Annotated in this window: 16 protein-coding genes and 1 pseudogene; 12 read left to right on the top strand and 5 right to left on the bottom strand. The window is 62.8% G+C overall.

Features of this window, described 5'->3' with window-relative positions:
• Positions 1–116: 116 nt before the first annotated feature.
• The 4 genes from SOP95_RS30520 to pdxR form a co-directional block, all read right to left on the bottom strand.
• A complete protein-coding gene (locus SOP95_RS30520) occupies positions 117–1,172 on the bottom strand; it encodes an alpha/beta fold hydrolase (RefSeq protein WP_323609379.1) in 1,056 nt (351 codons plus the stop codon).
• A 167-nt stretch (positions 1,173–1,339) separates the two neighbouring features.
• Positions 1,340–2,605, bottom strand: coding sequence for an MFS transporter (locus tag SOP95_RS30515; RefSeq protein ID WP_274077784.1), 1,266 nt, complete (start codon positions 2,603–2,605; stop codon positions 1,340–1,342).
• Between the two features lie 38 nt (positions 2,606–2,643).
• The gene (locus SOP95_RS30510) at positions 2,644–3,714 is read right to left on the bottom strand and encodes a sugar phosphate isomerase/epimerase family protein (RefSeq protein ID WP_323609377.1); all 1,071 of its coding nucleotides are present in this window, start codon (positions 3,712–3,714) and stop codon (positions 2,644–2,646) included.
• A 111-nt stretch (positions 3,715–3,825) separates the two neighbouring features.
• A complete protein-coding gene (gene pdxR / locus SOP95_RS30505) occupies positions 3,826–5,334 on the bottom strand; it encodes a MocR-like pyridoxine biosynthesis transcription factor PdxR (protein WP_323609376.1) in 1,509 nt (502 codons plus the stop codon).
• 234 nt (positions 5,335–5,568) lie between these two features.
• On the opposite strand from pdxR, the gene SOP95_RS30500 reads away from it, so the two are divergent.
• The 7 genes from SOP95_RS30500 to SOP95_RS30470 all read left to right on the top strand — a co-directional run bounded on the left by SOP95_RS30500 (position 5,569) and on the right by SOP95_RS30470 (position 11,954).
• Complete coding sequence (locus SOP95_RS30500; protein ID WP_323609375.1) at positions 5,569–6,549, top strand: quinone oxidoreductase family protein; 981 nt, start codon at positions 5,569–5,571, stop codon at positions 6,547–6,549.
• Between the two features lie 13 nt (positions 6,550–6,562).
• Entirely contained in the window at positions 6,563–7,411 is an 849-nt protein-coding gene (locus SOP95_RS30495; RefSeq protein ID WP_274077788.1) for a TauD/TfdA dioxygenase family protein, read from the top strand.
• A gap of 87 nt (positions 7,412–7,498) precedes the next feature.
• On the top strand, positions 7,499–8,551 hold the full coding sequence (locus tag SOP95_RS30490; protein ID WP_274077789.1) for a 3-keto-5-aminohexanoate cleavage protein: 1,053 nt from the start codon (positions 7,499–7,501) through the stop codon (positions 8,549–8,551).
• Between the two features lie 88 nt (positions 8,552–8,639).
• Complete coding sequence (locus SOP95_RS30485) at positions 8,640–9,965, top strand: MFS transporter (RefSeq protein ID WP_323609374.1); 1,326 nt, start codon at positions 8,640–8,642, stop codon at positions 9,963–9,965.
• On the top strand, positions 9,962–10,624 hold the full coding sequence (locus SOP95_RS30480; RefSeq protein WP_274077791.1) for a DsbA family oxidoreductase: 663 nt from the start codon (positions 9,962–9,964) through the stop codon (positions 10,622–10,624). Before SOP95_RS30485 ends, SOP95_RS30480 begins: the two co-directional genes overlap by 4 nt.
• Positions 10,621–10,947, top strand: a complete 327-nt coding sequence (locus SOP95_RS30475) for a Rieske (2Fe-2S) protein (RefSeq protein WP_274077792.1) — start codon at positions 10,621–10,623, stop codon at positions 10,945–10,947. Before SOP95_RS30480 ends, SOP95_RS30475 begins: the two co-directional genes overlap by 4 nt.
• Entirely contained in the window at positions 10,944–11,954 is a 1,011-nt protein-coding gene (locus tag SOP95_RS30470; RefSeq protein WP_323609373.1) for a YeiH family protein, read from the top strand. The genes SOP95_RS30475 and SOP95_RS30470 overlap by 4 nt, the downstream gene beginning before the upstream one ends.
• A 1,412-nt stretch (positions 11,955–13,366) precedes the next feature.
• On the opposite strand, the gene SOP95_RS30465 is transcribed toward SOP95_RS30470, so the two are convergent.
• Entirely contained in the window at positions 13,367–14,410 is a 1,044-nt protein-coding gene (locus SOP95_RS30465) for an AraC family transcriptional regulator (RefSeq protein WP_323609372.1), read from the bottom strand.
• A gap of 353 nt (positions 14,411–14,763) precedes the next feature.
• On the opposite strand from SOP95_RS30465, the gene SOP95_RS30460 reads away from it, so the two are divergent.
• From SOP95_RS30460 to SOP95_RS30440, 5 genes and pseudogenes are all read left to right on the top strand, one after another.
• Complete coding sequence (locus tag SOP95_RS30460) at positions 14,764–15,330, top strand: RBBP9/YdeN family alpha/beta hydrolase (RefSeq protein WP_274077795.1); 567 nt, start codon at positions 14,764–14,766, stop codon at positions 15,328–15,330.
• A gap of 123 nt (positions 15,331–15,453) precedes the next feature.
• Complete coding sequence (locus SOP95_RS30455; protein ID WP_274077796.1) at positions 15,454–17,457, top strand: DUF1302 domain-containing protein; 2,004 nt, start codon at positions 15,454–15,456, stop codon at positions 17,455–17,457.
• A 41-nt stretch (positions 17,458–17,498) separates the two neighbouring features.
• On the top strand, positions 17,499–18,857 hold the full coding sequence (locus SOP95_RS30450; protein ID WP_274077797.1) for a DUF1329 domain-containing protein: 1,359 nt from the start codon (positions 17,499–17,501) through the stop codon (positions 18,855–18,857).
• A gap of 75 nt (positions 18,858–18,932) precedes the next feature.
• Positions 18,933–20,009: a WD40/YVTN/BNR-like repeat-containing protein gene (locus SOP95_RS30445; RefSeq protein ID WP_323609370.1), complete on the top strand. Its 1,077-nt coding sequence runs from the start codon at positions 18,933–18,935 to the stop codon at positions 20,007–20,009.
• Positions 20,010–20,040: 31 nt separating this feature from the next.
• A pseudogene (locus SOP95_RS30440) lies at positions 20,041–21,025 on the top strand (RND family transporter); the annotation flags it as partial.

Raw genomic sequence — 21,025 nt, 5'->3', positions numbered from 1 at the left:
TCCTGTAGGAGCTGGCTTGCCAGCGAAGGCGGCATCACGGCCACCATCGCATCGCCGGCAGGCCGGCTCCTACAGTGATTGGGTACAGCCGCGAGAAATGGGGCGGCTGTCAGGCCTCAAAGATGATCCGCATCGATCACCGCCTTGGCGAACGCCTGCGGATCTTCCTGTGGCAAGTTGTGGCCGATGCCGCCGCTGATCAGGCGGAACTGGTATTTGCCGGTAAAGCGCTTGGCGTAATCCTCGGGGGCCGGGTGCGGGGCGCCGTTGGCGTCGCCTTCCAGGGTGATGGTCGGCACGCTGATGGAAGGTGCCGTGGCCAGTTTCTGCTCCAGTGCTTCGTATTGGCTTTCGCCCTGGACCAGGCCCAGGCGCCAGCGATAGTTGAACACGGTGATGTCGACATGGTCGGGGTTGTCCAGCGCCTTGGCGCTGCGGTCGAAGGTGGCGTCGTCGAAGGCCCATTTTGGCGAGGCCAGTTGCCAGATCAGCTTGGCGAAGTCATGGGTGTGTTTCTCGTAGCCGGCGCGGCCGCGGTCGGTGGCGAAGTAGAACTGGTACCACCACTGCAGTTCGGCCTTGGGCGGCAGCGGGTTCTTGCCGGCGGCCTGGTTACCGATCAGATAGCCGCTGACCGACACCAGGGCCTTGACCCGTTCCGGCCACAGCGCCGAAACGATGTCGGCGGAACGCGCGCCCCAATCATAACCACCGAGCACGGCTTGCTTGATCTTCAGGGCGTCCATGAAATCGATGACGTCGCTGGCCAGCGCGGCCGGTTGGCCATTGCGCAAGGTCTTGTCGGAGAGGAAGTGCGTATCGCCGTAGCCGCGCGCATAGGGCATCAGCACGCGATAACCCTTGGCCGCCAACAAGGGCGCGACTTCGTCATAGCTGTGGATGTCGTACGGCCAGCCGTGCAGCAGAATCACCACCGGGCCGTCGGCCGGGCCCGTTTCGGCGTACGCCACGCTGAGCAGGCCCGCGTTGACATGCTTGAGCGGACCGAACGGCGAGGGCGCCGCCTGCGTGGTGCCGGCAGGGGGGGCGGCAGGGGATGTCTGCGCGTGAGCTACACCCAGAACGCCCAACAGACTCAGGGCGAGGATCGACGAGCCGACCAGGCGGCGGCGAGGGTTACCGGTTCTGTCGTTGTGCTGTGCCTTCTTCATGTGATGTCTCCTGTTCAAGCCGCTGGCCAGGGGATCGGGCCGATCCCCTTTAAACCCTGCCTGCATTTGAACGCGAAGACGTATCTGGCCTGTGTCGAAGACCGGGGCCGGTGTCAGCCCCTGTATCTCGCTGCTGTCCAGATACACAGTGATACACAGCGTCAGGATCAAGCCTGTGCTGCACTCACCTTGCCCGTGACGGTGGCGTTTCTACGCACCGATTGATACAGCAGGCTGGACACCAGGAAGCCCACGATCGCCAACCCGCTCATCAGGCTGAACACATAGTTATAGCCTTGCTGGCCGGGGAAGTGGTCGAGGATGGCGCCGTAGATCACGTAGGCGAACATGCCCGGGGCATAGCCGATCAGGCAGCCGATGCCGAAGGCCGAGCCGGTGATGTGCTGGGGAATGCCGACTTCACCCATGGGCGCCCAGAACACGCCGCGCATGGAAAACACGATCAGCGCGAAGGACAGGGTGGCGGCCATGCCGGCATAGATGAAGCTCGGGCTTTTCGGAATCAACAGGATCACGGCCATCAGCGGCAGCAGCGCCAGGAACGCCCACTTCAGGTAGCGGCTGGTGCTCTTGAACTGTTTGTCGGCGATGAAACCGCCGGCAGGGCCGCCGAGGATCTTCAGGAAGTACTGGTTGATGATGCCGTAGGCGCCCACCAGGGCCACGGGCAGGCCGTACATTTCCTTGAGGTAGGGAATGAAATAGGTCAGGCCGCAGTAGACGATGTAGACCATGAACACATTGAGGCTGACCAGCCAGATGCCCGGCACCTTGATGGCTTCGAACAGGTTGGCCAGGCCGTTGCCGGGCTTGGCGGTCGACTGGGTGGCGCCGCTCTTGAGCAGGAACCAGGTCAGGGTGCCGGCCAGGATGTCGATCACCGAGTAGAACAGGATCGCCGACTTCAGGCCGGCTTCGCCCGAGCCCATGGCGATGAACACACCCAACGCGCAGAAGGCCACCAGGGTATCGACGACACCACGACCGCCTTCGAGCAGGCCAAACAGCCGACCCTGTTCCTGATCGTCGCCCAGGTTGCGGATGGCCTTGAGCAGCGACGGCCAGAAGAGGCAGTCGGCGCACACCGCCAGCAGGCTGAACACGATCAGCAGGTTGCTGAAGGGTGGAAATGTCGCCAGGTACAGCCCCAGGCCGCCGGTGCCGATCAGGCCGAGGGGGATCAGCTTGCGGGTGTCGTAGCGATCGGCGAGCAGGCCGCCGACCACGAACAGCGCGGTGGCGATGATCGCGTTGGCGCTGAGCAACATGCCGATTTCAGTGTGGCTCAGGCCCATGAATTCCTGCATGGGCACATAAAAGGCGTCCTTGAGGTTGGCCAGTTTGTAGATGGTGCCGCCACCGAGGATGAGGATCAGGAATCGTAGCCATTTGGCCTTGTTTTGCATTGTCATTATTGTTCTCCGGGCGTAATCGGTTCGTAGCGTCGGGTTCAGGCGTTGCAGGTATCGGCGAGGGTGAGTTCGGCCAGGGTGCGCAACTCGGCCAGCACACCGCGGACATAGGCGACCTGGTTGTTCGCCCAGCGGTGTTCGTCGGCCAGCATTCGTTCCAGCGAGAAGCCTTCGGGCAGCGGTGTATCACTCATTTCCCGGTAGGCGATGAAGGGGTCGGCCGCCTCAAGGGTCTGGCGGAACGCCGGGGCCACGTAGTGGTTTTCCTGCTCGAGGATGAAGGCGATGACCTGCGGGCTGGTGTCGCCCAGCATCAGCAGCTCGAACAGCAGGCGGGCACTGGGCAGGTCGTCTTCGGCGCTGCCCTGCAGCACGCCGTAATGGCCGAAGCCGTTTTGCTCGGGGACCACGCGCACGCCCTTGAGGTGCGCCTGGCGGATGTGCGGCGCCAGGTTGCGCAGCGCCTGCAGGGGCTGTTCGCAGGCATTGATCATGTTGCCGAAGTCGAACAGGGCATGCAGGCGAGGGTGGTTGAGGCGGGTCAGCAGTTGCGCGATCTCGGCGCTCTTGAGCTCTTCATGCTGCTCGAAGTCGAAGTACAGGTCGTGCTTGTCGGCCTGCTGCGCGAGGTAGTGCAGGTCGGTTTCGATCACGTCCATCACTTGCGACAGCGTGCCCTCGTAGCGCGAGTAGACGCGAATGTTGCGCACGCCCAGGGCGAGGGCGATGGCGATCACCTGGTCGACGTCCTTTTTCCGCGTGCTGCTGATTTCCAGATGCACATCCAGGCCCAGGGCCCTGGCCTTGGCGGCAAACACCTGCAGTTGCGCAGGCGTCATCTGGCTCAGGCTGTTTTCCTCGCCGTCGAGCAAGTGCAGGCTCAGGCCTTGCAGTTCGTGGCGATAGGCGAAGTCGAGCAGGTCGGCGGGGGTGACACGGCCGTGGGTGAGGTTGGTCAGCAGCGGGTAGGCGTGGGCGAACAGGCGCAGTTGCGCCAGGCGGTCGAGCAACCGGCGGGCCAGTGCGTCGGTCAGCACGGGAGCGGTGCCGTCCTCGACCACGTTGTGGCCGAGCAGGGCGTTGAATCGTTCCTGGATCTTATTGTTCATTCGAGTCGTTCCTGGTTCAGACGCTGGGTCTTGCGACGCAGCCTTTATCGCGCCAGTCAGGAACTCTCGATAGATCCATTATCAGTTAATTGATAAGACCACTTGCGGGCTTCAAGTGGCCTGCGTCAGGCACCCCATTGCGTCCAGCGCCCGGGCCAGCGCCGCGACGCGTTCCCGGGCCTGGTGTTCAGGGGTGCCGGCAAAACCGATCAGCAGGGCCGGCGGCAGCACGTGCCCGATGCAGTAGTCGGAGAGGGCGTAGGTGTGGATGTTGTGCCGGGCCAGTTGCTTGGCAATGGCGTCGTCGTCGAGCGCCGGGGGGAGCCAGGCGATCAGGTGCATGCCGGCGTCCACCGGGGTGATCCTGAAGAATCCGCCGAGCTGTTGTTGCAACTGCTCGACCAGGGCCTGCTGGCGAGCCTGGTACAGTGTGCGCAGGCGACGGATGTGCCCCAGGAAGTGGCCTTCGACCATGAAGTCCGCCGTGGTCGCCTGCAGCAGGGTGGGCGGACTGCGATCCATCACCGCGCGCAAGGTGCAGAAGGGTTCGACCAAGGCCTGGGGCAAGATCACGTAGCCCAGGCGCAGCGACGGGAATAGCACCTTGCTGAAGGTCCCGACGTAGATCACCCGCGCCATCTGGTCCATGGCATAGAGCGCGGGCAGCAGGCGGCCGCTGTAGCGCAGTTCGCTGTCGCAATCGTCCTCGACGATCCAGCTCTGCTGGCGTGCCGCCCAATCGATCAGGGCCTGGCGTCTCGCATAGCTGAGGGTCACGCCCAGGGGATGCTGGCGCGAGGGGGTGGTGAACACCAGGCGCGCATCGGGGCATTGGGCCAGCCCTTGCTGGACATCGATGCCCTGTTCATCGACGCGCAGCGGCACCACCTGCGCGCCCTGGGCCTGCAAGGCGATGCGCGCCGCGATGTGCCCCGGGTCTTCCATCCACACGCTGTCCTGCGGATTGAGCAGCAGCATGCCCAGCAGGTTGAAGGCTTGCTGTGCACCGGAAACGATCACCACTTGCCCGGCGTCGCAGTCGATGCCCCGGGCGTCGAAGACGTACTCGGCGATGGCCGTGCGCAAGGCCTGCAAGCCTTGCAGCTCGCCATAACCGAGCATGGCCTTGCTCGGCTTGAGCAGGTGGCGGTTCATCAGGCGCCGCCAGATCGCTTGCGGGAAGGCGTCGTAGGTGCTGTGGCTGGGCAGGAATGAGGTCGGGGTCGAAGGGTCCCAATCGGCATAGGACACCCCGCGAAAATGATCGCTGCGCAGCGACAGCATCGACTGGCTCAGGTCGGACAGGCGAGGCGGCTGGCGCGCCTGCCCGTCGTCGACCATCGTGCGCTGTTCCCACTCGGTGCCGACGTAGGTGCCGGCCCCGGTGCGCGAGGCCAGGAAGCCTTCGGCGATCAACTGATCGAAGGCATTGAGGATGGTGATCCGCGACAGCGCCAGCTCCTTGCTCAGGGTGCGCGTCGACGGCAGGCGCACGCCGCCCTGGATGCGGCCGCCGAGGATCTGCTTGCGAATCTGCAAGTAAAGCTGGCGGTACAAGGGGATGGCGCTGGCACGGTCCAGCTCGATGGCCGACAGCAACAAACCTGCGGGGGATTTCATGACGCGCTCGTCTGGACGGAGTGTGGGTGGTCCCGCGCCGGCTGGCGCCGAGGTGTGCAGGGTAGCGAGCGGCAGCGGATAAGTCATCCACCGCCGGGAACGCCACGGCGGGCACTGTCATGAAATGAAAAGCCATTGTCGTCTGATGAGAAGCGGCTGTTTGGGCGTCATCCTACAGTCCAATCAGCGCAAATCGACGCAGCAGCCAATATTGCAGACTGGAGAACAAGAAAAATGGCCAAAGCCGTACGCTTCTACGAAACCGGTGGTCCCGACGTCCTTCGTTATGAGGATGTCGAAGTCGGCGACCCCGGTCCTGGTCAGGTACGTCTGCGTCATGTAGCGGTCGGCCTGAACTATGCCGACACCTACTTTCGCAACGGCACCTACCCGATCCCGATGCCCAACGGCATGGGCGTCGAGGCGTCCGGTGTGGTCCAGGCCATCGGCGAAGGCGTGACCAACGTCCAGGTGGGGGACCGCGTCACCTATACCGGTTTCCTCAACACCCTCGGCGCCTACAGCACCGAACGACTGATCGCGGCCGCGCCGCTGATCAAGCTGCCGGAAACCATCAGTTTCGAAACTGCCGCGGCCATGACCATGCGCGGCCTGACGTCGTCGTACCTGATGCGCCGCATCTACGACTTCAAGGAAGGCGACACCATCCTGCTGCACGCCGCCGCCGGTGGCGTTGGCCTGATCGTTTCGCAGTGGGCCAAGTTGCTCGGCCTGAACGTGATCGGCACGGTGTCGACCGAGCAAAAGGCTGAAATCGCCCGTGCCCACGGTTGCGACCATACTATCAATTACAGCCATGAAGACGTCGCCGCTCGCGTTCGCGAATTGACCGACGGCGTGGGCGTCAACGTGGTGTTCGACAGCGTTGGCAAGAACACCTTCATGGGTTCGCTGGATTCGTTGAAACCCCGTGGCCTGATGGTCTGCGTGGGTACCGCCTCCGGGCCTATCCCGGCGTTCGACCCGGTGATGCTGGCGATGAAAGGTTCGCTGTTCCTGACCCGTCCGGCCCTGGCCAACTACATCAGCGACCCTGCGGAAAAAGCCGCCCTGGCCGGTGAGCTGTTCGACCACGTCGGCAGCGGCCGCATCAAGATCGAGATCAACCAGCACTACGCGTTGCAGGACGCGGTGCAGGCGCATCGCGATCTTGAGTCGCGCAAGACTACCGGCTCGTCGATTTTCGTCATTTAAGGAGCTGCCAGCCATGAAAGTCGAACAATTGACCTGCAGCATCGGTGCCGAACTGATCGGCGTGAACCTCGCCGACGCGGTGCATGACGACGGTCTGTTTGCCGAGATTCGTGCCCAGTTGCTCAAGCACCGAGTGGTGTTCCTGCGCGACCAGGACATCAGCCGCGCCGACCACGTGGCCTTCGCCCGCCGCTTCGGCGAGCTGGAAGACCACCCGGTGGCCGGCAGCGATCCGGAGCATCCGGGGCTGGTGCGCATCTACAAGAATCCTGACCAGCCGATGGACCGCTACGAAAACGCCTGGCACACCGATGCGACCTGGCGCGAAGTTCCGCCGATGGGTGCCGTGCTGCGTTGTGTTGAATGCCCGCCAGTGGGCGGCGACACCATGTGGACCAACATGGTCCAGGCCTATGCGAACCTGCCCGAAGACGTAAAGCTCAAGATCGCCGACCTGCGTGCCCGCCACAGCATCGAAGCGAGCTTCGGCGCCGCCATGCCGATCGAAAAACGCCTGGGCCTCAAGGCGATGTACCCGGACGCCGAGCACCCGGTGGTGCGCACCCATCCGGAAACCGGCGAGAAGGTGCTGTTCGTCAACGCCTTCACCACTCATTTCAGCAACTATCACACCCCTGAACGGGTGCGCTTCGGCCAGGACGCCAACCCTGGCGCCGGCGAGTTGCTGCGCTACCTGATCAGCCAGGCGTACATCCCTGAGTATCAAGTGCGCTGGCGCTGGAAGCCCAACAGCATCGCCATCTGGGACAACCGCAGTACCCAGCATTACGCCGTCATGGACTACCCGCCGTGCCATCGCAAGATGGAGCGCGCCGGGATCATCGGCGACAAGACTTTCTGATCCAACCTTTCTGCATACGCACTCGTAGACACGTCTGCCCGGCCACGACCCGGGCGGACGGGACAATCATAAGAACTGGAGTAAACCATGCAATTCTTCGACGATTCCCTGCACCCCGAAAACATGGAAAAGGTGGTCATCACCGTGGCCCCGTACGGCCCGGAATGGATGCCTGAAGACTTCCCGGAAGACATCCCGCTGACCATGGACGAGCAAGTCCAGAAAGCGGTTGAATGCTATGAAGCCGGTGCCACGGTTTTGCACCTGCACGTGCGTGAACTGGACGGCAAGGGCTCCAAGCGCCTGTCCAAGTTCAACGAGCTGATCGCCGGTGTGCGCGAAGCCGTGCCGGACATGATCATCCAGGTCGGCGGCTCGATTTCCTTCGCCCCGGAAAGCGATGGTGAAGCGGCCAAGTGGCTGTCCGACGACACTCGCCACATGCTGGCCGAGCTGACGCCGAAACCGGACCAGGTCACGGTGGCCATCAACACCACCCAGATGAACATCATGGAGCTGCTGTATCCGGAATACCTGGAAGGCACCTCCCTGGCAAACCCGATGGTCCAGGCCGCCTACAGCGAAATGACCGTACCGGCCGGTCCAGCCTGGGTTGCCGAGCACCTCAAGCGCCTGATGGACAACGGCATCCAGCCGCACTTCCAGCTGACCGGCATCCATGCCTACGAAACCCTGGAGCGCCTGGTGCGCAAGGGCATCTACAAGGGCCCGCTGAACCTGACCTGGATCGGCATCGGCGGTGGTTTCGACGGTCCGAACCCGTTCAACTTCTTCAACTTCATCCACCGTGTTCCGGATGGTTGCACCCTGACCTCCGAGTCGCTGCTCAAGAACGTGCTGCCGTTCAACACCATGGCGATGTCCATGGGTCTGCACCCACGCGTGGGCAACGAAGACACTATCATTGATCACAAGGGCGAGCGTTTCGGCTCGGTTGCGCAGATCAAGCAAACCGTACGCATCGCCCACGAACTGGGTCGCGAAATCGCCACCGGCAAAGAAGCCCGTGAGATCTATCGCATCGGTGTGCAGTACGACAGCATCGAAGACACCCTGCTGGCCAACGGAATGTCCCCCAACCGCAAGGCTGGGCAAAAAGGTGTGCCGCAACGCGGCTGACCCGTGGCGCGCACGAGGGGCCGTGACCGCTCGTGCGCACTGCAAAACGCTTGATAACAAAAATAAATAAAAGCTTTGAGGAGGCTGCATGGCCTTTCACCCAATCGCCGACGATGACGACGCTGGTTGCGTCAACGTTGCGCGTAAATATGCCTGGATTGTCTTTGCACTGACGTTCGGCCTGTTGATTTCCGATTACATGTCGCGCCAGGTGCTCAATGCGGTGTTCCCGCTTCTCAAGAGCGAGTGGTCCCTGAGCGACGGTCAGCTGGGCCTGCTCAGTGGCATTGTCGCCCTGATGGTCGGCCTGCTGACGTTTCCGCTGTCGCTGATGGCCGACCGCTTCGGCCGGGTCAAGAGCCTGGCGCTGATGGCGATGCTGTGGAGCGTGGCAACCCTGGGTTGCGCGTTGGCCCAGGATTACCAGCAGATGTTCATCGCCCGGTTCATGGTGGGCGTTGGCGAGGCGGCCTACGGCAGCGTCGGCATCGCGGTAGTGATTTCGGTGTTTCCGAAACACATGCGCGCCACCCTGGCCAGTGCCTTCATGGCGGGCGGGATGTTCGGCTCGGTGTTGGGCATGGCCTTGGGCGGTGCGATCGCCGCCAAGCTCGGCTGGCGCTGGTCGTTCGCCGGCATGGCGCTGTTCGGCCTGCTGCTGGCGATGCTTTACCCGATCATCGTCAAGGAAGCGAAGATTGCACCCAAGCGCGCAGCCCAGCTGGCGAACAAGGTGGCCGCGGTCAAGCGTCCATTGAGCACGTTGTGGTCCAGCCGTTCGGTGGTGGCGACCTATTTCGGCAGTGGCTTGCAGCTGTTCGTCGGCGGCACGGTGATGGTGTGGATTCCCAGCTACCTCAATCGCTACTACGACATGCCCACGGACAAGGCGGGCGGCATGGCCGCGATAATCGTCCTGTGCAGCGGCGCCGGGATGATCCTGTGCGGCATGCTCAGCGATCGGCTGTGCCGTAATTCGCCGGAACGCAAGGTCAGCCTGGCCATCGCGTTTTGCCTGGGCAGCTGCCTGCTGCTGTCGGCGGCGTTCGCGCTACAGGCAGGGCCATTGCAACTGGCGCTGATCTGCCTGGGCATGCTGATTGCCACCGGCACCACCGGCCCGGCTGGGGCGATGGTCGCCAACCTGACCCATTACTCGGTCCACGGCACAGCCTTCGCCACGCTGACATTGGCCAACAACATGCTGGGCCTGGCGCCTGGGCCGTTCATCACTGGACGGGTGTCGGACCTGATCGGCCTGCATGCCGCGTTCCAATTGGTGCCACTGGTCAGCCTCGCGGCAGCGGCGGTGTTCTTTTACGCCAAGTGTCATTACCACAAAGATATTGCCCGCCTTCAGGGTCAGAGCGTGCCTGACCCCGTCAACCAGGCCGGGTTAGAGGTGAAGTTGTGAGTCGTCGTCTACAAATTGATGTGTTTTTCGATTTTATCTGCCCTTGGTGCCTGATCGGCAAACGCCAGCTGGAGCATGCGCAGGTGCAGTTTCGCAATCGCCATCCGGATGTGCAGATCAACACCCGGTGGCATGGGGTGCAGTTGCTGCCGCATTTGCCGGTAGAAGGTGAGCCCTTCGCCGATTTCTACCGCAAGCGCCTGGGCAATGCCGATGCCGTGACCATGCGCCAGGCCCAGGTACAGCAGGCTGCCGCGGCGGTAGGACTGACCATCGACCTCAGCCACATCGAGACGATGCCCAACACCGCCGACGCACATCGCCTGTTCGAGCGAGCCAGCGCACTGGGTAATGTTGCCCAGCGTGAAATGCTGCTCGAACGGCTGTTCGCCGCTTACTTCCGCAAACGCGAAAACCTCGGCTGCCGCGAGACCTTGCTCGCCATTGCCCGCTCCTGCGGTATCGATGCGGATGCGCTGCTCGATTGCCTGAAGGGCGACGGCACGCCATTCGAGGGATCTCCCGGTGCGACCAGCGGCGTGCCGAGCTTTCAGTTCAACGGCCGCATGACGGTGATCGGTGCCCAACCTGCCCAGGCGCTGCTCGGGGCCATGAACGAAGCACTCAAGGAAAATGAACGCGAGCGGCAGCCGGCATGACCCGGCGCATTCCCGTACCTGCCGGCAAACACCCGCAGGCCGGCGGCCGGGCGCTGTTCGAGTTCGACGACAAGAGCCTGGCGTTGTTCAACGTCGACGGGCAGCTGTTCGCCATTGACGACAGTTGCCCGCACCAGGGCGCCTCGCTGTGTGGCGGGCGTCTTGAGGGGCGAGTGATTCAATGTTGCGCCCATGGTTTGCGCTTCGATTTGCACAGCGGCTACCTGCTCAATTCCAGGCAGGTGAAAGTCAACAACTACCCGGTCGAGATCATCGACGGCCAGGCGTTCATCGTCATCGTTCCCGAGGAGGCCGCGCCATGAGCGCCATCGCCCTTACCCGTATCCATAGTCGCACGCGCGAATTGGCCCCGGGGTTTATCGTCAGTCTGATCGTGGCCGCCGCCGCCTCGTTTTTGTCCGAGCACTACGGTGCCCCGGTCATGCTGTTCGCGTTGCTGCTGGGCATGGCCCTGAATTTCCTCGCCGGTGACGGCGTCTGCAAGGCCGGCATCGAATTCACCGCGCGCACCGTGTTGCGCATCGGCGTGGCGCTGCTGGGCATGCGCATCACCCTCGAACAGATGGCGGCGCTGGGCTGGAAGCCGGTGGCCCTGGTGGTGATCCTGGTGGTGGTGACCATCGGCGTATCGGTGATCGCGGCCAAGGCGCTGGGCTTCCAGCGTTTGTTCGGCATGCTCACCGGTGGCGCCACCGCGATCTGCGGCGCATCGGCGGCTCTGGCCCTGGCGGCCGCGCTGCCAAATCACCCGCAGAAAGAACGCGCGACCCTGTTCACGGTGATCGGTGTCTCGGCGCTGTCGACCATGGCGATGATCGTCTACCCGATGATCGCCAACTGGCTGGAACTGTCGCCGCAGGTGGCGGGCGTGTTCCTCGGCGCGACCATCCACGACGTGGCCCAGGTGGTCGGTGCCGGCTACAGCATGTCCACCGAGACCGGTGACACCGCCACGGTGGTCAAGCTGATGCGCGTCGCCATGCTGCTGCCGGTGATCGTCACCGCGGCGATGATCACCCGCATGCAAGGCGCCGATCCAACCGGCAAGCGACCACCGTTGCTGCCATGGTTCGCCGTCGGTTTCCTGATCCTGGCGTGCATCAACAGCACCGGCTGGATTGCCCCGGTGGTGCAGGGTTCGGTCAATGAACTGTCGCGCTGGTGCCTGGTGGTGTCCATCAGCGCCCTGGGCATGAAGACCCAGCTCAAGGAGCTGGCGGCGGTGGGCATCAAGCCGATCCTGCTGATGGTGGGGGAGACGGTGTTCCTCGTCGTGCTGGTGCTGTTGTTGCTGCGCTGGGGGCTCTGAGGGCAGGTCTTCCACAGGTTTTATCGCAGGGCTTCACTGGGCTGGCTCCTCGTCACAGTGAAGCGCTCGACCGGTGTTACCCGCACCGGTCTTTATACGGCGACTGTACCAGCAGTCGCCGTTTTTTTTGCCGGGTTAACCAAGGTGCATTCGCACCGCGCACACCCTGTAGGAGCCCGGCTTGCCGGCGAAGGCGGCCTCACAGCCAACCCATCTCTCACGGCTGTACCCAATCCACTGTAGGAGCTGGCTTGCCAGCGAAGACGGCCTCACAGCCGACCCATCTCTCACGGCTGTACCCGATCCACTGTAGGAGCCCGGCTTGCCGGCGATGACGGCCTCACAGCCAACCCATCTCTCACGGCTGTACCCGATCCACTGTAGGAGCCCGGCTTGCCGGCGATGACGGCCTCACAGCCGACCTATCTCTCACGGCTGTACCCGATCCACTGTAGGAGCCCGGCTTGCCGGCGATGACGGCCTCACAGCCGACCCAACTCCCACGGCCGTACCCGATCTACTGTAGGAGCAAGCTTGCTCGCGATGGAGGTCAACGATGACGCGGGAAGCCTGACACCCCGCGGTGCTCTCAGGTTTTTCGCGAGCAAGCTCGCTCCTACATGGGCCCACTACGCAGAACCTCCACTCGGCCTCACGATGTGGCAAGAAAATCAAAAGCCAATTCAAAAGCAAAAGCGAGGCGGCCTACGAGCCGACCTGACCCCAAATGAACGCATCCCCCCTGTAGGAGCTGGCTTGTCGGGTCGCCGCATCGCAGCGATGGTCGTCAACGATGACGCGCGCTGTCTGAATGAATGCGTTGTCCAGACGTTTTTCGCGAGCAAGCTCGTTCCCACAGTAGATCGGGTACGGCCGTGGGAGATGGGTCAGCTTTGAGGCCGCCATCGCCGGCAAGCCGGGCTCCTACAGTGGATCGGGTAGGTCCGCGAGTGATGGGTCGGCTGTCAGGCCGCCTTCGCCGGCAAGCCGGCTCCTACAGTAGATCGGGTAGGGCCAAGAGTGATGGGTTGGCTTTGAGGCCGCCATCGCCGGCAAGCCGGCTCCTACACTGGATCGGGTAGGGCCGCGAGTGATGGGTTGGCTGTCAGGCCGCCTTCGCCGGCAAGCCGGCTCCTACAGTAGATCGGGTAGGGCCAAGAGTGATGGATTGGCTGTGAGGCCGCCATCGCTGGCAAGCCGGCTCCTGCAGTAGATCGGGTAGGGCCGCGAGAGATGGGGTGGCTGTGAGGCCGCCTTCGCCGGCAAGCCGGCTCCTACAGTAGATCGGGTGCGGCCGGGGGAGATGGGGTGGCTTTGAGGCCGTCATCGCCGGCAGGCCGGCTCCCACAGTTGATTGGGTACGGGCGTGAGTGATTGGTCGACGGTCACGCCGGTTTTTTTGCGCCGCGATATCAGGAGATCTTGGGTGGGACAGCATCCGCCGGAGCTTTTGCCGAACCCTGCTTCTGCGCTCGCCACGCCGCCGGCGGCATGCCGAACTGGCTGATGAACCAGCGGGTAAACGAACTCGCCATCGCATACCCGAGCATGTCGGCGATCCTTCCCAGCGAGTAGTTCGGATTCTCCAGATAACGCAGCACCAAATCCCGGCGCACATCATTGATCAGGTCGTTGAAAGCACAACCATCGTCCTTGAGACGACGTTGCAGGGTGCGCACGTTCATGCCCTGGCTCTGGGCGATCTGCTCGATGGTGGCGCGGCCCATGGGTAGCAGCAGGTAGATGGCCTTGCGCACTTCGAACAGCATCGACGTGCTTTCGGTGCTTTGCAACGAGTCGAGGTAGCTCTGGGCGTAGCGGGCCATGGCCGGGTCGGCATTGGGGTTGGTCATGTCCAGGTTGGCGCCTGCGCAGACGATGCCGTTGAACTCGCTGCCGAACTCCAGGGTGCAGCCGAACAGGCGCCGGTGCAGCTGCACGTTGTCGGGGGCCTGGTGGGTGAAATTGACGCTGTAGGGATGCCAGTGGGCGCCGAGCAGGGCGGCGCACAGGCGGAACATCACGCCGATGGCAAGCTCGGTGGCCTGGCGGCTGGCCATCGGCGATTCGGTGACCACCTCTTCGCGAATGATCACCATCTTGCCGGCTTCTTCGATGAAGATCGCCAGCGAATCGTTCATCAAGTGCCGGTAATGCACCACCACCTGCAAGGCATCGCGCAGCGTGCGCTGATGGCTGAGCAGCAGGGCGACCACGCCGAAATCCGAGAGCTGGCGTGACTCGGCCATGCTCAGGCCGAACGTCTGGCAACCGCTGGCGGCGGCCGAATCCTCCAGCAGGCGTACGGCGGCATCGATGGGGATGCGGTGCCCGGGGGCTTGCAGCTGGGCCTTGGTCAAGCCGACGCCGGCCAGTACATCGTGCGGGTTGAAACCCAGGTATTGAGTGACCTCAAGGTAGTTGGTCAAGACGGCGGCGCGAACAAGCTTGGGCATTCGAAGGTCTTTCCTTAGCCAATTGCGATCAATTGAACCTGGCGACTATATCCAGCACATCAGCACTTGAACAGTTGTGCGATTGACGACAGTGCACGCCCGATTCTGCCCGGCCGACAACCGTTATCGAAGGGCGGTCGACGCTCCCCATTGATTACAGTGACCCGCAGCGATCCCGTGGGGTTATTCGACCAGCGGTCAGGAGCATCCGGTGGCGAAAAAACCTGTCATCAAATGAAAAGTGCCTGACGTCCAATGAAAAGCGCCAGGGGGGGGCGATCTTTAATGTCAGTCCTACAAAAAGCCCCTGGCCACAGAGCCAGTCGAGTCATCGAGAAAGCGTAGGTGTTGAATTGAACAAACTGCAAACCGCCGCAACCGTTCTGATCGTACCGGGCCTGCGCGAGCACGTTGCCGAACATTGGCAAACGCTGCTTGAAGCCAGGCTGGAAAAGGTACGCAGTGTGCCGCCACTGGAAACCGACAAGCTCGATTGCAATGCCCGCGTCCGGGCGATCCAGCACCAGCTGGAACAGATCGACGGGCCGGTCATCCTGGTCGCCCACAGCGCCGGTGTGCTGATGGTCGCCCATTGGGCTGCGCAATTCAGTCGTCCGATCAAGGGCGCCCTGCTGGCCGCGCCACCGGATCTCGAGGCCGCCTGGCCCGCCAACTACCCATCCCCTGAAACCCTGCGCAGCAGCGGTTGGGATCCTCTGCCAACCGGGCCGTTGCCATTCCGTAGCCTGGTGGCCGCCAGCACCAACGATCACCTGGCCAGCCTGGACGCCGCCACTAGACTTGCCCAAGGCTGGGGCGCCGAATTGCTCAATCTGGGCGATGTCGGCCACCTCAATCCGGCGGCGGGTTTCGGTCACTGGCCTGAGGCTGAAGCACTCATCCTCGAGCTGGACCGCTAGTACAGGAGCCGGTCGGGCCGCATCCCGACCAGCACTCGCCCTCATCCCTGAACACGCAGGCCCCACCGGGTCGCGCGAGGGCTGCTGCGCTTAAAACAAATACAAAAAGGCGGAGACAACGCAATGCACAACAATAAGAATCACGGCTTCACCACCGCACGCTACACCTTGTTGGCCTCGGCCATCCTGGCCGCCATGATGCCGGCCGCCCATGGCGCAGAAATCGAGACCGGTAACCCGGACTGGAACGTTCGCCTGGACAACACCATCAAGTACAACTATGGCGTGCGCACCGAAAGCGCCGACAAGCGCATGTTGGGCACTCCGAACAACAACGACGGCGACTACAACTTCCGCAAGTCCGGCACCAACATCACCAACCGTGTCGACCTGCTGACCGAGATGGACGTGGTCTATCAGAACCACATGGGCTTCCGTGTCAGCGCCGCCACCTGGTACGACAAGGCCTACGATAACACCGGTTCGAACTCCAACCCGTTCGTCAACGGCAACGGTTCGACCTCGGGCCTGATCGCCAACGACCCGCGCCTGGCCGGGGTCACCAACGACAACGTCGGCAATGGCAGCCCGCACCTGAGCAACTACGCCCAGCGCTACTACAGCGGCCCGTCCGGCGAAATCCTCGACGCCTTCGTGTTCTACAGCACCGAAGTGGGCGAAGAGTCGATGCTCAGCGTCAAGGCTGGTCAGCACAACGTGTTCTGGGGCGAGACCATTCTCAATCCGGTGCATTCGATCAGCTACGGCCAGTCCGGCCTCGACCTGGCCAAGCTCGCCGCGTCGCCGGGCACTGAAGCCAAGGAACTGTTCGTCCCGCGCAACCAGCTGTCGATGACCTTCACCGTCAATCCGGAATTGACCGTGGGCGCCCAGTACTTCCTCGATTGGGACGCCGCGCGCCTGCCGGAAGCCGGCACCTACTACGGCGGTTCCGACCTGGTCGGTTTTGGTGCGCAGTCGTTCCTGTTGGGCAACACCAACGCCGTGGTCCCGGGCAGCCCGCTGGGCTGTGGCCTGGCGCCGTGCAACGGCTTGACCAACGTGCGTCGCGGGCATGACCTGACGCCGGACAAGCGTGGCGATTGGGGCATCATGGCCAAGTGGTCGCCGGCCTGGCTGGATGGCACCCTCGGTGTCTACTACCGCGAAACCTCGGAAATCCTGCCGCAAGCCTGGCTGGATGCCCGTGGCCTGAGCTCGGCCAACGCCAACGGCACCCGTCCGGCCGGCCAGGTACCCGCGGTGATCAACACCCTCAACTCGCTGAGCACCGCCACCTATCAAATGGCCTATGCCGACAACGTCAAGATCGTCGGCCTGAGCCTGTCCAAGGACGTGGGCGGTGTGAGCGTGGGCTCGGACCTCAACGTTCGGCACAACATGCCGCTGGCCAGTATTCCGGCGGTCGTCAGCACCAACAGTCCGCTGGGCCTGGGCCAGGGTCTTGGCCTGTTGCCGGCGCGCACGCCCGGCACCGGCATCGTCTATGACACCCCGGAAAAGGGCGACAGCATGGCCGCCACCGGCGACACCCTGCACTGGACGCTCAACGGCCTGATGACCATGCCGAAAACCCCCGTGTTCGATTCGGCGACCCTGCTCGCCGAGTTGTACTACAGCAACTTGCTCAAGCTCGATAGCAAGAACGAGGCGCTCTACAAAGGCAAGGATACCTATCGCGGCATCGACCAACCGACCCGGGACAACTGGGGTATCGCGGTGAACTTCACACCGACCTGGTACCAGGTATTTCCCGGTGTCGACCTCAACGCGCCGATGTCCATCAACCTCGGTCTCGATGGCGTGTCACCGGTCTCCGGTGGCGGTGCCAAGGATACCGGTAACTACGCAGTCGGCCTCGGGGCCGTTGTGTACAACAAATACTTTGTCGACCTGAAGTACGTGGATTCTTTCGGCAAAGCCGACAAGTGCAATGTCAGTGGTGTGAGTACCGGCCCCAACGGAGGTGACGGCGCTGCGCCGAACGCCTTCAGCGGTAACGAAAACTACGCCTGCTACGCCGGTGGCTACTCAGCCTTTTCCGGTGGTGGTGCAACGACTGAGGACCGTGGCGCCGTTTACCTGACGATGAAAACCACTTTTTGATTCACCACTGATTTGCTCAACGCAAGCAGGAGAATAACAACATGAAATTCGTCAAAACCGTGTTGGCCGCTTCGCTGGCCATGGTCCTTGCCGCCCAGGTACAGGCCGCTGTTTCAACCCAGGACGCTGCCAAGCTGGGCACCAGCCTGACCCTGGTGGGCGCCGAGAAGGCCGGGAACGCTGATGGTTCCATTCCGGCCTACAACGGTGGCCTGACCACGCCGCCAGCCAGCTTCAAATCCGGCGACAGCATGCGCCCGGACCCGTTCGCCAGTGAAAAACCCTTGCTGGTGATCGACGGCAAGAACGTCGATCAGTACAAGGGCATGCTCACCGCTACCACCGTGGAACTGGCCAAGCGCTTCCCGACGTTCCGTGTCGATGTGTTCCCGACCCACCGCACCGTGTCGCTGCCCAAGGCGATCCTCGATAACGGCGTGAAGAACGCCAGCGGCGCCAAGTCCCTCGAAGGCGGCTTGGCCATCGACAACGTGCTGCCGGGCGTACCGTTCCCGATCCCGCAGTCGGGCAACGAAGCGATGTGGAACTTCCTGTTGCGTTACCAGGGCGTGAGCATCAACTCCAAGTACGACTCCTGGAACGTTGACTCCGCCGGCGTACCAAGCCTGGCCACCACCGGGCAGGCGTTCATTTCCTACCCGATCTACGAAAACCTCGCGCAGCCGATCAGTAGCGCCGACGTTTACTACCAGATGAAGCTGTCGTACACCGGCCCCGCGCGTCGTGCCGGCGAAGCGGTGATGCTCAAGGACGCCGCCAACCCGCTGACCCAACCGCGCCGCGCCTGGCAATACCTGCCTGGCCAGCGTCGGGTGAAACTGGCTCCGAACCTGGCGTACGACACGCCTAACCCGGGCACTGCCGGTGCCGGTACCTACGACGATGTGTTCGTGTTCAACGGTGCGCTGGATCGCTACGACTGGAAGCTGGTCGGCAAGCAGGAAATGATCGTGCCCTACAACACCTACAAGCTGACCTACGTCCAGGATCCGAAGTCGATCACTACACCGAATCACCTGGCACCGGAGTTCGTTCGCTGGGAAAAACACCGCGTGTGGGTCGTCGAAGGTACCCTCAAGTCGGGCGCCCGGCACATCTATGCCAAGCGTCGCTTCTACCTCGACGAAGACAGCTGGACCGCTCTGGCCTCGGATCAATATGACGCCCGTGGTCAGCTCTATCGCGGTTCCTTCGCCTTCCTCAGCCAGAGCTATGACAAGCAGATCCCGGACTCCACGCCGTTCATGATCTACGACCTGGTCGGTGGTTCCTACAACATCAATGGTGTAGTCGGCCCTTACGGCGGCATCAAGTACATCGATCCGCTCTCCAAGGCCCAGTGGTCTTCGGAATCCCTGGCCGGCAGCGGCATTCGCTAAACCAACCGCAAGCAGACGCTCCCACATGAGCTGCACGGCGCGAGGTGTGGCGCGGTTTTCCGAAGAGGACGCGGTATGTGTTCGTATAAAAATAATATGTTGAAGCTGGCGTTTGGCATTGCGCTCTGTCTGTCGCAGGGCGTCAGCCAGGCGTCCGATTACGTCGACGTGCTGGACCTGCCTGCCAGGGTCAGCGCCTTGGCCATCAAGAGTCCTCTGTCCGGCATGGCCCGCGCCGGTGAGCGCGTGATCGCCGTTGGCCAACGCGGCCATATCCTGTTTTCCGATGATTCCGGTCAGCACTGGCAACAGGCCGCCGTGCCGGTCAGTGCCGACCTCACCGCCGTGAGTTTCCCGACCGACAGCCAGGGCTGGGCGGTGGGCAATGACGGCGTGGTATTGCACAGCAGCGACGCTGGCGTGACCTGGAACAAACAACTCGACGGCCGCCAGATCGGCGATCTGCTGGTCAAGCATTACACGGCGTTGGCCAGTGCCGAACCGGGCAATGAACAATGGCCGCTGCTGGTCGCCGAAGGCCAGCGCCTGGTGGAGCAGGGCGCCGACAAACCGCTGCTCGATGTGTGGTTCGCCAATGACAAAACCGGCTATGTGGTCGGCGTGTTCAACCTGATTTTGCGCACTGACGATGGTGGCCAAAGCTGGACGCCGTTCCAGGATCGCACCGACAACCCGCAAGGCTTCCACCTCAATGCCATCGCCTCCACCGGCGATGCGCTGTACATCGCCGGCGAGCAGGGCCTGCTGCTCAAGTGGGATGGCAACGCCCAACGCTTCGCCGCCGTGCCAACGCCTTACCAGGGCAGCTTCTTCGGCGTGATCGGCAAGCCTGGCGAAGTGCTGGTCTACGGCCTGCGTGGCAACGTGCTGCGCAGCACCGACGGCGGGCAGAGCTGGACCGCGCTGGACAGTGGCCTGCACGTCAGCATCACCGCCGGCCTCATCGATGCCCGTGGCAATTACCGCCTGTTCACCCAGGGCGGCCAGATGCTGGTCAGCCAGGGCACTGGCGCGCAATTGCATTTGGTGCAGCAACCGGCACGTACCCCGGTCGCCGGTGCCACCCAGTCCGCCACAGGCGCCCTGGTGGTAGCGGGTAGCCGTGGTGCACAGGCACTGTCCGTCGATTAAGACCTCGAAAATTCAGAGCGAGAACCCAGACATGGGCAATATCAAACAAGACGCCATGCCGGTGATCCGCGAGCTGCGTGATTTCGACCGCCGCTCCGGCAACCTGCTCGAACGGCTGGTGTTCAACTATCGGCCGCTGTTCATGCTGCTCATGGCCCTGGCCACCGTGGTCCTGGGCTTCATGGCCGTGACCCGCCTGGAGCTGCGTCCCAGCTTCGAGAAGATGATTCCGCAGAGCCAGCCGTACATCCAGAATTTCCTCGAGAACCGCGCTTCGTTGCGCGGCCTGGGCAACTCGGTGCGGGTGGTGGTCGAGAACACCCAGGGCGATATCTTCGACCCTGAGTATCTGGACGTGCTCAAGCAGGTCAACGACCAGTTGTTCCTCACCGAAGGCGTCGACCGTGCATGGATGAAATCCCTGTGGAGCCCTGCGGTGCGCTGGACGGAAGTCACCGAGGAAGGTTTCCAGGGTGGCCCGGTGATGCCTGATACCTACTCGGGGCAGCCTGAACAGATCGAGCAACTGCGCCAGAACATCTCCCGCGCCGGTATCGTCGGCAGTCTGGTGGCCAGCGATTTCAAGTCGACCATGTTGATCGTGCCGCTGCTGGACAAAGCCGCCGCCGGTGGCCAGCGCATCGACTACCACGCCTTTTCGCAGATGCTCGAGCAGCAATTGCGCGACAAGATCGAATACGCTGGCGACAGCGCCGCACGCAAGTCCGGTGTCGAGGGCAAGGGCCACTACAAGGTCCGGGTCATCGGTTTTGCCAAGCTGATGGGCGACCTGATCGACGGCCTGATCCAGGTGATGATGTTTTTCGGCCTGGCCGTTGTCACTTCGCTGGTCATCATCTATGCCTACACCCGTTGCGTGCGCAGCACCTTGCTGGTGGTCGGCTGCTCGTTGATCGCGGTGGTCTGGCAACTGGGCATCGTCGCCTGGCTGGGCTACGCCATCGACCCGTATTCGGTGCTGGTACCGTTTTTGATCTTCGCCATCGGCGTGTCCC

The organism is Pseudomonas sp. YuFO8, assembly GCF_035065025.1.
Lineage (GTDB): Bacteria > Pseudomonadota > Gammaproteobacteria > Pseudomonadales > Pseudomonadaceae > Aquipseudomonas > Aquipseudomonas putida_AE.
This window is presented reverse-complemented; position numbering and strand designations above follow the sequence as displayed.